The following is a 14,816-nucleotide window of genomic DNA, read 5'->3' on the forward strand; positions in this document are numbered from 1 at the left end:
AATCTGGGCAATCAGTCACGCCCGCACATCACGCAGGCTCGTCACCACGGCCCATCACGGCCGGCCGTCCGATGCCGCCGCGCCGGCCGACGCCGCGCTGTCCGGCAACGCGCGCCGGATGCCCTCCACCATCGCGTGCGCCGCGCCGGCCACGATCGCCGCATCGACGCCGTAGGTCTGCCATTCGTCCCGGCCGTTCTTCGAGAACACCAGCGAGGCGTGCGAGCTGGACGGCTGCTCCGATTTCGCCGAACGCCAGACGATCGTCACGTCGCAGGTATAGGCATGCTCGGCCGTCTTGCGGCACGGGCCGTCCTCGCGGATCGCGGAGATGTCGGCGGCCACCGGCAGCGGCTGGCCGAAGAACGCGTTGACGGGGCCGTGATTCTCGGTGTCGAGCGCCTGCCGCACGGCGGCGTCGATCTCGGCCGGCGCGGGGCCGTCGTGGAGCCAGCCGCAGGCGGCCATCAGCGGCGCGAGCGCGCCGGCAAGCAACAGGGTACGTAGCGTCATTCGATATCCTTCGTGCGCCGGCCGCGCGGCCGGCGGCGGCCCGTCGCGCGCCGCCCCTCGCGACGCGCCCGATCGAAGCCGCGCGCGCAGTGTGCCGCGAGCCGCGCCGCGCTGCCGTATCGAATCGTAAGCAGTTGTTCGCGGCGGCGAATGCCGCGCCTATACTGGGCTTTTCCGCGCCCCCGGCGCGCGAACACGAACGAAGGAGACACCATGTACTACCTGCTGACCTACGATCTCGTCGATACCTATCTCGAACGCCGCGCCGAGTTCCGCGACGCGCATCTGGCGCTGGCCAACGCGGCCGCCGAGCGCGGCGAGCTGCTGCTCGCCGGCGCGCTGGACGATCCCGCCGACTGCGCGGTGCTGCTGTTCGCGGGCGACACGCCGGCTGCCGCCGAGGCGTTCGCGCAAGCCGATCCCTACGTGGCGCACGGCCTCGTGCGCCAATGGCAGGTGCGCCGCTGGAACGTGGCCGCCGGCCGCGACGCGAAGGCCTGAGCCGGCGCGCGCCCTCGCCTCACAGCCAGCGGGCGCGCTTGAACCACCACAGCAGCCCGAGGTCGGCCACCGCCATCACGCCGACGCAAATATAAAAGCCGAAGCGCCAATGCAGCTCGGGGATGTTGTTGAAGTTCATGCCGTAGATCCCGGCGATCATGGTCGGGATCGCGAACAGCGCGGCGAACGAACCGAGCCGCTTGGTCACCTCGCTCTCCGCCAGCGAGATCATCCCGAGATCCACCTGCACCGCCGTCACCACCATTTCGCGCCGCGCCTCCAGCGTCTTGGTGATGCGCTGCAAGTGGTCGTACACGTCGCGGAAGTAATGCTCCATGCCGCTGCACACCTGCGGCGTGCGCCCGCCCACCAGCTTCGAGAGCGGCTCCAGCAGTGGCGCGGTGTGCTGATAGACCGTCATCAGGCGGCGCTTCAGCGAATAGAGATCCTGAATGATCGCGCGCGCCGTGGACGACGACGATTTCTCGAAGATGCGGTCTTCCAGTTCCTCCAGCTCCGCGCCGAGCGCCTCGACCGTCGGGAAGTAGCGATCCACCACCTGATCCATCAGCGCGTAGAACACGAACGCCGCGCCGCCCTTGAGCAGGTGCGGTTCGCGCTCGCAGCGCTGGCGCACGTCCTGGAAGCCGTGCGAGGTCCGGTTGCGGATCGACAGGATGTAGTTCGAGCCGACGAACACGCTCAGTTCGCCGATCTCCAGCTCGTCCTCGGCGTCGAGCTCCACCGTATGCAGGACCGCGAACAGCGAATCGCCGTACTCCTCGATCTTCGGCCGCTGATGGCCCACCAGGGCATCTTCCAGCGCGAGTTCGTGCAGGCTGAACTCCTCGCCCATCCGTTCGAGCTCTTCCTTCGACGGCTCCTTCAGCGCGACCCAGACGAAGCATTCGGGGCGCGCGACGTAGTCGCTGATGTCGTCGATATCGATGTCGGCCAGCTTCTGGCCGTTCTGGTAAGCAGCGCAATTGATCAGCATTGTGTCGTGGGGAAACGTCCGCTTCCACGTCCGTTTTTATCCGTGATTCGGCCCGCCAGTGTAGCGGTTCCGGGGGGCGGCGCGCAGCACCGCGCGCGCGCCGCCCGGCCTTGCCAGCGCAGGCGTTCGCGGTCATGATCGCTGCTGCACGGCAGCACCCGACGATCGGCTTTCGCCCCGCCTTTCGGGGCGCCGTCCGGTAGCTGCCGACGGCCTTTCGTTTCGGCCGTTTCCTCTCGCTTCTCGCCTCGGAGGCTTCGCTCGTGAAGTACCTGGTGTTTTTCTGCGGTCATGCCGGCACCGGCAAGACCACGCTCGCCAAGCAGTTGATCGGCCCGCTGATGCGCGCGACCGGCGAGGCGTTCTGCCTGCTCGACAAGGACACCCTGTACGGCCGCTACAGCGCCGCCGCGATGGGTGCGCTGACGCAGGACCCGAACGATCGCGACAGCCCGCTCTACCTGCAACACCTGCGCGATCCCGAATACCAGGGCCTGCTCGACACGGCCCGCGAGAACCTCGAACTCGGCATCAGCGTGCTGGTGGTCGGGCCGCTGTCGCGCGAGATTCGCGACGGGCGGCTGCTGAACCGGCAATGGCTCGGCATCGGCCACGACGTCGAGCTGCGCGTGGTGTGGGTGCATGCGTCCGAGGACACGGCGCGCGAGCGCATCATCGCGCGCGGCAACCCGAGCGACGCCTACAAGCTCGCGCACTGGGATGAGTACCGCGCGCGGCGCTTCGTGCCGTCGGGCGCGGCCTGCGACGGCCTGCTGCAATTCGACAACACGGCGCCCAGCACGGCCAGCGTCGAAACGCTGCTGCACCGCATCGTGCCGCCCGCGCAGGGCGCGATGGTGCCGCCGCTGCCGGCCTGATCCGCAATAGGCGGCGCGCGGCCCCAGCAGATCGCGCGCCTGCGCCACAACGCAACATGGCCGGTGCTCGCGCACCGGCCATGTTCGTTTATCGGCAAGCCGCGCCGAATCGAGGTCGACCCGGCGTCAGGCCGCGGCGTGTGCCGGCACCCGCGTCGCGCCTTCGTACAGCTTGCCGAAACGATTGTCGAGGAAGGCTTTCAGCGGCACCTGCTCCTGGCGCACGAAACCGCGTTGCGGCAGGCGGCCTTCGCGGAACAGGTCGAGCACCGCGCACATCGCACCGGCCGTGGTGATCTGGATCGCGCTCATCGGCATGCCGCCGATCTCCTTGGCGAACACCTTGCGCGTGAACACGTCCTGCACGAGCTGGCCCTGCTTCGTGCCCGTGACCGTGACGAACACCAGCACCACGTCCTGCTTGGTCGACGGCACCGCGCGGCGCATCATCGCCTTCAGCGCGTCGCGGTCGGAGGCGAGGCGCATGTCGTCGAGCAGGAATTGCATCAGGTCGCGATGGCCCGGATAGCGCACCGACTTGTAGTCGAGCGTGCCGACCTTGCCCGCCAGCGTCTCGCACAGCGTGCCCAGGCCGCCCGAGGTATTGAACGCCTCGTATTCGGTGCCGTCGAGCGAGAAGTGTTCGAGGCCTTCGAGCGGCTGCACCCATTGGCGCTCGCCATTGCGGATTGCTTCGCAGGGCTGACAATATTCGTTGATCAGGCCGTCGACGCTCCAGGTCAGGTTGTATTTGAGCGCGTTGGTCGGGTACTCGGGCAGCGCGCCCACCCGCATCTTCACATCGCGAATTTCGCTGAAGCCCTCCAGCAGCGCATGCGCGGCGATGCCGATGAAGCCCGGCGCGAGGCCGCACTGCGGCATGAACGCGTGATCGGCGCCGTCGGCCAGGCTGCGGATCGCGTGCGTGGCGCGCACGTCCTCGGTCAGGTCGAAGTAATGCACGCCGGCTGCTTTCGCGGCGGCCGCCACGTTCACTGCCAGGTAATACGGCAGCGCATTGACCAGCGCATCGAAGCCCTGGAGCGCCTCGCGAATCGCGTTCGCGTCGGCGGAATCGACGCGGCGCGTGGCGATGCCGGCGGCGGCGAGCTGCTTGAGCGCGTCGGCATCGCGATCGAAGGCCGTGACCTCGTAATCGCCGGTTTCGCGCAGCAGGTGGGCAATGGTGTGGCCGATCAGACCGGCGCCGACAATGGCGATTTTCATGATGACGCTCCTGAGGTGTTGTTGTACGGAGGAAGGCAAGGCCTGCAGGAGAGTGTACGAACGAGCAAAAACAGTTGATAGACGAAGAGTGATGCGTTTCGTCATGGATTTTCGTCGTTTCGACGATGAGATGTGACGATTTGAAGGATGGGTGGGAGAAGGTCTGCCGGAGGTGCCGCGCGCGCCGCTCGCGGCCGCCGGTTGGGCGTTGGTGAGGGGACGACGAATTCGGCGGATGGCGCTGCGAAAACGGCAACGCCGGCCCGAAGGCCGGCGTTGCAGGTCGAACCCGATGCCGCGAACGCTTACTTCGTCAGGCGCAGCTCGCCGAGGTTGCCCGCGATCTGCTGGAAGATCGTGTTCAACGAAGCGTTGTCCGGGGCGTGGTAGTAGTTGCCCGGCGACGCGCAGTTGCGCATGGCGGTTTGCGCCACCGAGTTCGACGCATCGGAGCCGAAGGTGATCGCGTAGACGGTCACGCCATCGGCCTTGATCGCGTTGCAGACGGCATTCTGGAACGTATTGACGTCGTCCGGATACCCGGCGTTGTTGCCCGACGACGCGTCCACCGGATTGCCACCATGCAGTTCGGCGGAATCCGTCTGCCCATTGGGGAGCCCGATGCTCGTCGCCTTCAGCGAATTCGTGCCGACGCCGGACAAGCCGTTGAACCACAGCGTGTTCGGGAACGAACCGGCCGCGCCGATCTGGTTTTCGCCGTCGGTCAGCACGATCATCACGCGTTGCAGGCCCTGCGTGGTCAAGGGCTTGGGCAACGACGGATCGGTCGAGATCCAGCCGTTCGCCGCGCCTGCCGTGTTCTGCGACCAGGCTGGCGACAACATGCGCCAACCCCAGAGCAGACCTTCCGGAATGATCGTCGAACCGCCCGCCACCATGTTGCTGACTGCCGTGGTCAGCGTGTTCTGCTGGTTGGTCATGAACGTGACCGGCTGCCCCATGCATTGCGAGTTCTGAGTGACCGTCTGCGTGCCCGAACTCATCTGGTCGAATTCGGTTCCGATGCCGGTCCCCTGCGGGCTCTTGCACCAGTTTTGCGCACCGTTGGTGCTCAACGTCAGGGGCACGTTGTTGAGCGTTTGGCTGGTGTCGTATTTCGTGTTGTAGCAAAACCCGTAGGCAAACGTCACGACGTTGAGACCGGCCGGCGGCACGTTGTAGTAGTACGGCGTGAACTTCAACGCGTCGCTCGGCGAATAGGCGAGCGCCTGCAAATTGTTGCCCGCATCGCGCGGCTCGACGGCGCAGCCGCCCCAACCCGCCACGTTTTTGGTTTTCGTCATCCCCACGTTCGCGCTGTTGTAGCTGAACACCGGGTTCATCCACGAGCCGCCGCCCGACAGCGCGCCCGTCAGATTGACCGTGCTGGCGAACGGCACGAGGCCGACATAGGTCGTGTTGCTGCTGTTCGACTGGCTGTACAGCGCGCTCAGCAACGTATTGGACGCATCCTTCAGGCCTTGCAGCTTGCTCGACCCGTTGGACGTGCCATCCGCCGACTGGCTCATCGAGCCGGTGTTGTCGAGCACCAGCGACAGTTCGAGCAGCGTCTGCGGCAAGCGGATCACCGAGTTCGCGGCGCTGACGGTGGCGAACGTGCGCGGGTCGCCCACACCGCCGCCGTTCGTGCCGCTCGCGGCGTTCTTGCTGACGGTCGGATCGAGGAAGAACGGCGCGAGCAACGGCTGCTTCGCGGAAGTCGAGAGATTGATGGTCTGGCCGGACGCACGATCGCCGGTCACGGTGGCCGTGATCGGCTGGCGCGTCATGCCGAGGTAGCTGCTCGGCATGTTGCCCTGGTAGTAGGCCAGCGCATCCGCCTGCCACTGCGTGTAGTTGTTGCCGTTCGTGTCCGAGTAGTGCGCGAGGTCGGCGCCCGAGGACAGCGCCGCCACGTCCAGCGCCATCTGCATCTGCGTCTGGCTCATCGTGAAGCGGATAGAATCGATGCCGAGGCACATCGTGCCGATCAGAACCCCGCCGAGCACCGCGAACATCATCGTGAACGCACCCTCGTCGCGCCGCCAGAAGCCGCGCAGCGATTGCGGGCCGCGCCGCACTCGCTGCGCGGTGCAGCGCTCGCCGGGCGTACCGGCGAGATCGGTCGAGGCCGCGTCGGCTTCGGTCGTGCGAGGTTCGGTACGCATCAGGAGCTCGAGTACTTGAGAGGCAGCGGCTTGCCGGTCCGCGGATAGACGGTCACGCTCTTGTAGATCGTGATCTGGCCCGGTGCCGATTTCCAGAAGAACGCGGTCATGAGGAACGGCGTGTACTTGTAGAACACCTCGACCACGATCGCCGAATCGCCAGCCCGGTAAGGCCAGTTGGTCGGCAGCAGCGTGCTCGCCGAAGCCGGGTTGAGGTGAGTCTGCATCGTGCCGTCGTTATAGCCGGCCGCCTGCTGCCAGGTCACGACGCTGGTATTCGTCTTGGTGGGCACGTTGGTGGCGGTCAACATCGGCGTGCCGGCAGCCATCGATGGCGTGGCGCCCGGAGCGGCGCAACTCACGCTCTTGTCGCAAATCACGCTGACGATCACGCCGCCCGGGCCGCCGCGATTGGTGCTCGCCACCCCGAAATTGAGCGGCGTCGCCAGCAGGCTTGCCGCGTTCCAGATCGAGCCGAGATTGTCGGGATCGCTGGTGGTCTGCGAGTAATACACCTGGTTGCGCTGACCGAGCGACCCGGCCAGCACGTAGGCCGTGTGCTCGACGAGACTGACCGCACGCATGTACAGGTAGAGCTCGGTAAAGCCCAACATGATGAACAGGATCAGCGGCGTGAGAATCGCCACCTCGATGCTGACGAAGCCGCGCGACGCGCGGCGCGTGCCCTGGCCGGGCGCAGTCGCGCGCAGGTCGTCGTGCGTTGAGGAACGAATCGCGGTCATTTCTCGTTCTGCACCAGGTAATAACGGCTGTAGACGATGGGCGCCATGTGGAAGAAGCCGAGCAAGCCCGTGAACCCCTTCGGCATGCTCAACGAAATGTGGTACGACACCACGTCACCCAATCCACCGGCGCCGCTCGCGGGGGTGGCGTTTCCGAACGTGCCGTAATCCACGATCGTGATGGTCAGCTTGCCGCCGATGTTGGTCCACGGCTTCAGGATGGTCGTGACGAGCTGGGTGGCGGCCTGCTCGCGCGTGCCGCTGGCCGGCGCGACGGTAGTGATGCCCGCGCGCGATGCCTGCTGCGCGGCGTATTGCACCGAGGCATCCACCATCAGGTTGAGGCCGAGCTCGATGATGCCGAGCATCAGGATGAACATGGCAGGCGCGAACAGCGCGAATTCGAGCGTGGACACGCCGCCTTCCGCCCGTCCAAAGCGTCGTGCGCCGAGCAGCAGACGGCAGCCCCCGATGGCATCGGCAAGGCGCTTCATTGCAGCGCCCCGCTGCCGGCAGCCTGGCCGTGAGATTCGGTCAGCCGGCCCTGCGCGCCCCAATTGCCGAGCGGCGTGACATTGCCGGCCTGATCGGCCGGCAGCGTCGGCACGGCCGCGGCGGCCAGTTGCCGGCGCTCGCGCTGGTAGGCGTAGAAGCGCAGATCGTTGCTGACATCCTGGGCGGGCAAGTCACGCGACAGCAGCTCCGAGGCCGCCTCGCTGTTGCCGAGCATCCCGTAGGCCAGCGCGAGATCGTGAAACGCCTGCGGCGGCGCGGCCGGGAAGCGCGTCACGTCGGTCAGCACGTCGACCGCCTCGCGCGGCCGGCCGGCCATGATCAGCGACATGCCGAGATTGATGCTGATCGACGGATCGCCGGGGTTGTGGATCAGCGCCTCGCGCAGCTCGGCCTGCGCGCCGGCATGATCGCCGCTCAGATCGAGCGCGGCGCCGAGCCCGGCCTGGGCCATCGGCTGGTTCGGCTGGAGCACGAGCACCTGGCGGAAGCTCGCGATCGCCACGTCGAACCGGCGCTGGCGCAGGTTCACGCGGGCCCTGCCGCTCAATGCCGGCACCGAACGTGCGTCGACCGCGAGCGCCTTGTCATAGTAGACAGCGGCGCGCGTCAGGTCGCCCGCCACGTACAGCGTATCGCCCAGGCCCGTCAGGCCCGTCACCGATTGTGGGTCCTTCGCGAGCATCCGGGTATAGACGTTGGTGGCCAGTTGCACGTCGCCCGACTGCAACGCCGTGCGCGCGACGCGCTCCTCGCTGGCGGGATCGTTCAGCTTGCGTGTATCGAAGCTCGGCGTTTCCACCGGCTTGTAGGCGATGCCGTGGGACGCGCAACCCGAGAGCGCGATGAACGCCAGCGCAGCCGCCAGCACGGTAACGGAACGAGGCGAAAAGGCGTTCATTGATGGGCGAAGAAATCCTTGAGCTGAATGACGGCCGGCCCTGCCGCGATCGCGCAAATGGCCGGAAGAATGAAAAGCATCATGGGCACCACCATCTTCGGCGCAAGCTTGGCGGCCTTTTCCTCGAGCGCCATGATGAAGGCGAGCCGCTCCGAACGCGACAGCGTCTTCAGCGATTGCGTGATCGGCGTGCCATAGCGCATCGACTGCGTCAGCGTGGAGGTCAGTGCCCGCACCGAGGGCAGGTTGATGCGGCGCCCGAGATTCTGCAGCGCGCGCTCGGTGTCGCCCGAAATGCGCAGCTCGTCGGCCGTCAGCGCGAATTCGGCAGACAGCGGCGGGCAAATCGTGGTCAGTTCGTCCGACACGCGCTGCATGCTGACGAGCAGGCTGTTACCGGCATTGGTACAGATCACCATCAGGTCGAGCGCATCGGGCAGGCAGGCCGAGATCCAGCGGCGCCGCGAATGAGCGCGAAAGCGCAGCGCGTATTCCGGCACGATCATGCCGACAATGAACGCGCCGAGCATCGCCAGGCCCCGGAATGCGGGAAACTGGCCGACGCCGGGCACGCTGGCGCCCGACACCACCACGATCGCCGCCACCAGCAGGCCGAACGAGAACTTCACGCCGAGCATCACCGCCGTGCCGTTGGTGCCGCGATAGCCCGCGTTCAGCAGATCGGCCTCGATCTGCGCGCGCAGCTTGGCGTCGAAAAACGGTATGCGGTCACCGAGCACGGCCAGGAAGTTCGTCAGCCGGTCGATCAGGGTCACCGATTCGACCGCCTCCTCGTCGACGGCGGTGCGCGCCGCGCGGATCTGCGCGGCGTCGCGCACGCGATCGGCAATCTTGCCGCGATGGCTGCCGTACTTGATCATCCACCAGCCGGCGACCACCAGCAGCAGCCCGACCAGCATCATCAGGTCGGTGAACAGTTCGATCAGTCCGGCTGTCATCGGGAGGTCTCCAGTTTCGACATCTTGGTCACGACGATCAGGCCGAGCGTGATCGATACCACGGCGAAGGTCAGCAGCTTGTGACCCGCCTCGGTCTCGAACAGCACCTCGACATAAGGCCGGTTGATCGCGTAGAGCCCGCCCACGATCACGATCGGAATCGCGGTCAGGATCTTGGTGGTGATGCGCGCCTCGCCCGTCAGCGCGCGTGCCTTCTGGCGGATTTCGCGCCGCGTGCGGATGATGCCCGACAGGTTCTCGAGCGTTTCGCTGAGCTGGCCGCCGGTTTCACGCTGCACGAGCAGGCAGACGCAGAAGAACGAGAAATCCGAAATCTGGATGCGGCGCCCCGCCGCCACCAGCACTTCCTCGAGATCCAGGCCGACCTGCAGCGAATCGCCCATCAGGCGAAATTCACGGTCGATCGGTGCGGGGCATTCGCTGGCGCTGTTGATGATCACCTGGGTGACCGGGATCCCCGCGCGCACCGCACGCACGATCATGTCGAGCGCTTCGGAAAAACCCCCGAGGAAGCGGTCATCGAAGCGCTTGACCAGGAACCGGTAAGCCCACAGCGTGCCGCCGAGCGGCGCGCCGATCATGATGAGCGGCAGCGTCCAGCCCGGGATCGGCGCGATCACGCAGGCGATCAAGGCCCCCACGGTGGCCACGATCGTGACGATGATCACGAATTTCTTGCCGCCCGCGCCGGCCACCGTGTCGAGCCGCGAAAGCCGCGCCGCGAACCACATGCCGATCGCCGTCTCCGAGCCCGGCTGCTTGTTGAACAGCGAGGCATCGACCGTCAACGATTCGGTGGCGGTCAGCGCCACGGTCTTCCCGAACGCGCTCTGCATGCGCTGCGCGATGCGCGCCGACGCACGCTGCCGGTACAGGTTCGCGCCGATCATCGCCATCAGGCCGACGATGACGATGCAGACGAACGCCGCGGTCGCGATCAGGTTCGGGTTGACCATTTCAGCTCATCGCCTCCATCACCGCGTCCTGCAAGCCGTAGTAGGTCGCGCGTTCGTAGAACGCCGGACGAATCGGCTGACGCTCGAAATTGCCCTTCACCTCGTCGCCGAACGACGTCGCGTCGTAGCGGAACGCGAACAAATCCTGGGTGATGATCACCTCGCCTTCCATGCCCACCAGCTCGGTGATGCGCGTGATGCGGCGCACGCCGTCGCGCATCCGTTCGATCTGCACGAACATGTGCACGGCGCTCGCGATCTGGCGGCGGATCGACATCAGCGGCAGATTGCCGTTGGCCATCATCACCATGCTTTCCAGCCGCGTGATCGCGTCGCGCGGCGTGTTCGCGTGGATGGTGGTCATCGAGCCGTCGTGGCCCGTGTTCATGGCCTGCAACACGTCGAAGGCCTCGGGGCCGCGGGTTTCGCCGAGGATGATCCGGTCCGGACGCATCCGCAGCGAGTTGCGCACCAGGTCGCGCTGATTCACGCCGCCCAGGCCTTCGGTGTTCTCCGGCCGCGTTTCGAGGCTGACCACGTGCGGCTGCTGGAGCTGCAGTTCGGCCGCGTCCTCGATCGTGACGATCCGCTCGCCGTCGCCGATGTAGTGCGACAGCGCGTTCAGCAAGGTGGTCTTGCCCGAACCGGTACCGCCCGCCACGATGATGTTCAGCCGGCAGCGGCCGGCCAGCTTGAGCAGCTTCGCCATGTTGGCCGACAGGTTGGCCTGCTTGGCCATGATGTCGAGCGTGATCTTGCGCTTCGGGAATTTACGAATCGAGATGGCCGCGCCCTTCAGCGCGAGCGGCGGCAGCACCACGTTCACCCGGCTGCCGTCGGCCAGCCGCGCATCGACCATCGGGCTGCTTTCGTCCACGCGCCGGCCCGCGCCGGCGGCAATCCGCTGCGCGACGTTGGCGACGTGCATGTTGTCGCGGAATTTGTAGGGCGTCAGTTCGAGCCGGCCGCGCCGTTCGACGAACACCTGATCGGGGCCGTTCACCAGCACGTCGGTCACCGATTCGTCGGCCAGCAACGGTTCGATCGGGCCCAGCCCGAACATGTCGTTGAGCAGTTCCTCGACCATCAGGTTCTGGTCGGCCATCGTGACGTTCAGGTACTCGCGCTCGGCCACCACCGCCACCATCTGCTCGACGGTGCCGCGCATCTGGTCGCGCGTCTTGCCGACCGCGGCCGAGGCGTTCATCGTGGCGAACACGCCGTTGCGCACCACCCGGAACACATCCGAGCGCACCATCGGCTCGCTCGACGGCGCAGCGGCACGGCGCGCCTCGGTGCTGGTCCATGAAGGCTCCGGCACCGACGCGGCGGCCGGCGCCGCGACGGCCGGCTGCGCCGAGGCCGACGTGCCGGCCGTCGCGACGCCGGCTTCGACAGCCGGCTCGGGAGGACGTGCCTTGTTGCCGAACGATTTCATCGCTTCCACCATTTGAAGCTGCGGCCGCCGCCGCGCACCTCGTTAGTCGCCTTGAGGCCCACCAGATCGTTGCCGATCTGGGTGATCGACTGGGTGAAGCCGTTCGCGGCGCGGCCGGTCGGCGGCTCGCCGACATTTTCGGCGATCGCGAGAATCTTGTTCTCGTAACCGATCTCGAGCAGCACCGAACGCCCGACCGCGCCGACGAAATCATCCTTCTCGACGTTGCCCTGGGTGCGCGGAATCGTATTGTTCAGCACGAACGAGATGACCGGCGTGTTCTCGCGCTTCTCAACGTATTGCGCCAGACGCACGGTTTCGTGCGCACCATGCACCGAGCGGTCGCTGATCATGTAGACACGCGCCGAATTGTCGAACGCTTCCGTCGTGAGGCGACCCACGCCGGCACCGGTATCGATGATCACGTAGTGGAAACCGTCGGTCAGCAGATCGATCAGGCGCTCGATGCCGCCTTCCTTGAACGGCCAGGCCGCGCCGTAAGGCAGTTCGCACGACAGCAGGAACAGACGCGCGCCGATCGGGATCATGGTGCGTTCCACGAAGGCCGCGTCGATCCGTTCGATACTCTGCAGCACTTCCGACAGACCGTTGTTCGAGCGCACGCCCAGCATCGAGCTGGCCGCGCCGCCGTGAACGTTCAGGTCCACGTAGGCGATCCGGCGGTGCGTGGAATCGGCCAGATGGCGCGCGAGATTGACGGCCACGGTGGTGGTGCCCACGCCGCCGCGCGCGCCGACGAACGAGATCGCCTTGCCGCGCCGCGTTTGCGGCACGGCGCGCACGGTGCCGTCATTGAGGTCGAGCGTGCGCTTGAGCAGTTCCTCGGTCAGCGGCTTGACGAGGTAATCGCGCACGCCGATGCCGAGCAGGCCGCGATACAGCGCCACGTCGTTCTTGTCCCCGAGCGCAACCACCTGCACCGACGGCTCGCACACGTCGGCAAGCCGCGCCAGATCCGACAGCGGCATCGACGAGCCTTGCAGGTCGATCAGCAGCAGGCGCGGCGAACGGCCCACCTTGGTGATATGGGCAATCGCCTCGTTCACCCCGCCGAGGCCCACGTGCGTATGCGGCAGGGCCTCGTCGAAGATGAAATTGCGCAGCGTCTGCTCGGTCTGGCGATCGCCGACGAACGCCATGAAGCGGGCGGCGCGCGCGGTGCTGGCCTGGGTGCGCGAGGCCGCGGAATCGGCGGCGCTCAATTCGAACTCCCGGTGGTGCCACCGCTGCCAGAGGAACCCGACGAGCCCGATGAGCTGGTCGAGCTGCCCCCCAGCGCCTTCACGTTATCCGTTTCGTAACGGCGCACCGCGCTCGCGGCCACGGCGGCATCGGCCGGGCCGAGCGTGGCGGGCGCCACGAGGTCCTGCGGATTCGCGACCTGCGCGGCGAGATTCGAATAGGTGGCACAGCCCCATTGCATCGACGGGCGCCGCTCACCGCCCCAAGTCAGCACGGACGGCTGCGCGAGCGAGCGGCAATCCACCGAGGGCGTGCCGTCGGGGCCGACCTGGATCGTCGATGCGTCGACCATGCCGGGCGTCGGATCGGCGACACAGCCCGTCAAGGCGGCGGCGATCGCGGCAGCCGTCAGCGCAAGGCCGAGGCGGGAATCAAGAGACACGAAAAACATCCTGGGGCGCCTCCTCAGTAAACGTAGCCGGCCGGGCCGGTGAGCTGCGGCTGCGGCGCGCCGGCATCGGCGGGCGTGGCCGCGCGGCTGCGCGCGAAGCCGTATTCGACGTCGCTGGTGCGCCGGACCAGCGAATCGATCGGCGAACGCAGGCGCTTCGGATCGACCGGATTGGCGAGATAGGGCGTCACGATGATGACGATCTCGGTTTTCTTGTCCTGGAAGCTCTTCGACGAGAACAGCTTGCCGATGACCGGCAGCGAGCCGAGGCCCGGCACCTGGCTGATCGAGTTGCTCGAATTCGATTGCAACAGGCCCGCGATCGCGAAGCTCTGGCCGCTGGCCAGCTCGACCGTGGTATCGGCGCGACGAATGCTGATGCCGGGAATGCTGATGGTGCCGGTCGAGATGCTGGCGGTCGAATCGAGCTGACTCACTTCCGGGCGCACCTTCAGGCTGATGCGGCGATCGTTGAGCACGGTCGGCGTGAAATCGAGCTTGACGCCGAAATCCTTGTAGTCGATCGTCACCGCGCCGTTGGTCTGCGAGATCGGAATCGGGAATTCACCGCCGGCCAGGAAGCTGGCCGTCTGCCCCGACAGCGCGACGAGGTTCGGCTCGGCCAGCGTGGTCAGCAGATCCTCCTCGGTCAGCGCGCCGATGATCGCATCGATGCTGGTGCTGCCCGACGAGAAGCCGGCTGCGATCGAATACGCGTTGCCGGTGGTCGAGGTGGCGGTCGAGGTCAGCGACGACAGCGTGGTGGCGCCGTTAAACAGGCCGCCGAAGAAATGGCTGCCGCCGAAGGTGGTCAGCGATTGCCAATTCACGCCGAGCTGCCGGGTAACGTTGCGATCCACCTCGACGATCCGCACGTGCAATTGCACTTGCAGCGGCTTGTCGATCACGATCCGGTTCACGAGGTTCTGCTTGTCGGCGAGGTACGGCTGCAGCATCTGCACCATCGCATCCGCCTCGCTCGAATCCTTGGCATGCCCGTCCACCTGCATCGAGCCGGGGCCGGCGTTCAGCTTCAGGTCCGCGTTCGGGAAGCGCGCGCCGAGCATGCCGCGCAGCGCGTCGAGATCGGGCGTGACCTTGATCGTGCGCTGCACGAGCGGATGATTCGCGCCGTCGAGCACGTACAGCGTGGTGGTGCCGGCTTTCTTGCCGAGCACGTACAGCACGCGCGGCACCGGCACGTTCACGTCGGCGATGGTCGGATCGGCCACGAACACCGAGGCGGCGTTCTGCGTCAGGGTCAGCATCGCGCCCTTGCCGGTCGTCAGGTCGAGTGTCGCGCCGGACGCGGCGTTGCCCTGCATCTGGAGCATGCCGGGCAACGCC

At 66.6% G+C, this 14,816-nt stretch carries 15 protein-coding genes; 2 read left to right on the plus strand and 13 right to left on the minus strand.

Annotated elements, in window-relative coordinates:
• Positions 1-54 precede the first annotated feature (54 nt).
• Positions 55-513, minus strand: coding sequence for a hypothetical protein (locus tag ACYP33_RS17500; protein WP_414449241.1), 459 nt, complete (start codon positions 511-513; stop codon positions 55-57).
• Positions 514-726: 213 nt separating this feature from the next.
• Between ACYP33_RS17500 and ACYP33_RS17505 the strand changes: the two genes are divergently transcribed.
• A complete protein-coding gene (locus tag ACYP33_RS17505) occupies positions 727-1,014 on the plus strand; it encodes a YciI-like protein (RefSeq protein ID WP_414449240.1) in 288 nt (95 codons plus the stop codon).
• Between the two features lie 19 nt (positions 1,015-1,033).
• Here the strand turns inward: ACYP33_RS17505 and corA are convergent, their stop codons facing one another.
• Positions 1,034-2,011 carry a magnesium/cobalt transporter CorA gene (gene corA, locus ACYP33_RS17510; protein ID WP_459623005.1) on the minus strand — a complete coding sequence of 326 codons (978 nt, stop codon included), beginning with the start codon at positions 2,009-2,011 and terminating at the stop codon, positions 1,034-1,036.
• Positions 2,012-2,274: 263 nt separating this feature from the next.
• Between corA and ACYP33_RS17515 the strand changes: the two genes are divergently transcribed.
• A complete protein-coding gene (locus ACYP33_RS17515; RefSeq protein WP_459623006.1) occupies positions 2,275-2,889 on the plus strand; it encodes an AAA family ATPase in 615 nt (204 codons plus the stop codon).
• A 126-nt stretch (positions 2,890-3,015) separates the two neighbouring features.
• Here ACYP33_RS17515 and ACYP33_RS17520 read toward each other — a convergent pair whose 3' ends face one another.
• The 11 genes from ACYP33_RS17520 to ACYP33_RS17570 all read right to left on the minus strand — a co-directional run.
• Positions 3,016-4,116: a saccharopine dehydrogenase family protein gene (locus ACYP33_RS17520; RefSeq protein ID WP_414449237.1), complete on the minus strand. Its 1,101-nt coding sequence runs from the start codon at positions 4,114-4,116 to the stop codon at positions 3,016-3,018.
• 305 nt (positions 4,117-4,421) lie between these two features.
• The gene (locus tag ACYP33_RS17525; RefSeq protein WP_459623007.1) at positions 4,422-6,284 is read right to left on the minus strand and encodes a TadE/TadG family type IV pilus assembly protein; all 1,863 of its coding nucleotides are present in this window, start codon (positions 6,282-6,284) and stop codon (positions 4,422-4,424) included.
• Positions 6,284-7,027, minus strand: coding sequence for a hypothetical protein (locus ACYP33_RS17530; protein WP_459623008.1), 744 nt, complete (start codon positions 7,025-7,027; stop codon positions 6,284-6,286). Before ACYP33_RS17530 ends, ACYP33_RS17525 begins: the two co-directional genes overlap by 1 nt.
• Entirely contained in the window at positions 7,024-7,443 is a 420-nt protein-coding gene (locus ACYP33_RS17535; protein WP_459623009.1) for a TadE/TadG family type IV pilus assembly protein, read from the minus strand. The genes ACYP33_RS17530 and ACYP33_RS17535 overlap by 4 nt, the downstream gene beginning before the upstream one ends.
• A 74-nt stretch (positions 7,444-7,517) precedes the next feature.
• The gene (locus tag ACYP33_RS17540) at positions 7,518-8,441 is read right to left on the minus strand and encodes a tetratricopeptide repeat protein (RefSeq protein WP_414449233.1); all 924 of its coding nucleotides are present in this window, start codon (positions 8,439-8,441) and stop codon (positions 7,518-7,520) included.
• A complete protein-coding gene (locus ACYP33_RS17545; protein WP_459623010.1) occupies positions 8,438-9,400 on the minus strand; it encodes a type II secretion system F family protein in 963 nt (320 codons plus the stop codon). Before ACYP33_RS17545 ends, ACYP33_RS17540 begins: the two co-directional genes overlap by 4 nt.
• A complete protein-coding gene (locus tag ACYP33_RS17550) occupies positions 9,397-10,377 on the minus strand; it encodes a type II secretion system F family protein (protein ID WP_459623011.1) in 981 nt (326 codons plus the stop codon). The genes ACYP33_RS17545 and ACYP33_RS17550 overlap by 4 nt, the downstream gene beginning before the upstream one ends.
• Before the next feature lies 1 nt (position 10,378).
• Positions 10,379-11,827 (minus strand): CpaF family protein, encoded by a 1,449-nt coding sequence (locus tag ACYP33_RS17555; RefSeq protein WP_414449230.1) that lies wholly within the window; start codon positions 11,825-11,827, stop codon positions 10,379-10,381.
• Positions 11,812-13,038, minus strand: coding sequence for an AAA family ATPase (locus tag ACYP33_RS17560; RefSeq protein WP_459623012.1), 1,227 nt, complete (start codon positions 13,036-13,038; stop codon positions 11,812-11,814). Before ACYP33_RS17560 ends, ACYP33_RS17555 begins: the two co-directional genes overlap by 16 nt.
• Positions 13,035-13,460 (minus strand): CpaD family pilus assembly lipoprotein, encoded by a 426-nt coding sequence (locus ACYP33_RS17565; RefSeq protein ID WP_414449228.1) that lies wholly within the window; start codon positions 13,458-13,460, stop codon positions 13,035-13,037. The genes ACYP33_RS17560 and ACYP33_RS17565 overlap by 4 nt, the downstream gene beginning before the upstream one ends.
• Positions 13,461-13,483: 23 nt before the next feature.
• Positions 13,484-14,816, minus strand: a 1,333-nt coding sequence (locus ACYP33_RS17570; RefSeq protein ID WP_459623013.1) for a type II and III secretion system protein family protein, incomplete at its 5' end; no start/stop codon positions are given.

Source organism: Burkholderia sp. 3C (genome assembly GCF_054589155.1).

What these genes read in the sequence shown, in the direction of transcription:
- ACYP33_RS17505 (WP_414449240.1), top strand. Translation starts at nt 727, where the DNA reads ATGTACTACCTGCTGACCTACGATCTCGTCGATACCTATCTCGAACGC.
- ACYP33_RS17520 (WP_414449237.1), bottom strand. Translation starts at nt 4,116, where the DNA reads ATGAAAATCGCCATTGTCGGCGCCGGTCTGATCGGCCACACCATTGCC.
- ACYP33_RS17550 (WP_459623011.1), bottom strand. Translation starts at nt 10,377, where the DNA reads ATGGTCAACCCGAACCTGATCGCGACCGCGGCGTTCGTCTGCATCGTC.
- corA (WP_459623005.1), bottom strand. Translation starts at nt 2,011, where the DNA reads ATGCTGATCAATTGCGCTGCTTACCAGAACGGCCAGAAGCTGGCCGAC.
- ACYP33_RS17530 (WP_459623008.1), bottom strand. Translation starts at nt 7,027, where the DNA reads ATGACCGCGATTCGTTCCTCAACGCACGACGACCTGCGCGCGACTGCG.
- ACYP33_RS17540 (WP_414449233.1), bottom strand. Translation starts at nt 8,441, where the DNA reads ATGAACGCCTTTTCGCCTCGTTCCGTTACCGTGCTGGCGGCTGCGCTG.
- ACYP33_RS17555 (WP_414449230.1), bottom strand. Translation starts at nt 11,827, where the DNA reads ATGGTGGAAGCGATGAAATCGTTCGGCAACAAGGCACGTCCTCCCGAG.
- ACYP33_RS17500 (WP_414449241.1), bottom strand. Translation starts at nt 513, where the DNA reads ATGACGCTACGTACCCTGTTGCTTGCCGGCGCGCTCGCGCCGCTGATG.
- ACYP33_RS17545 (WP_459623010.1), bottom strand. Translation starts at nt 9,400, where the DNA reads ATGACAGCCGGACTGATCGAACTGTTCACCGACCTGATGATGCTGGTC.
- ACYP33_RS17525 (WP_459623007.1), bottom strand. Translation starts at nt 6,284, where the DNA reads ATGCGTACCGAACCTCGCACGACCGAAGCCGACGCGGCCTCGACCGAT.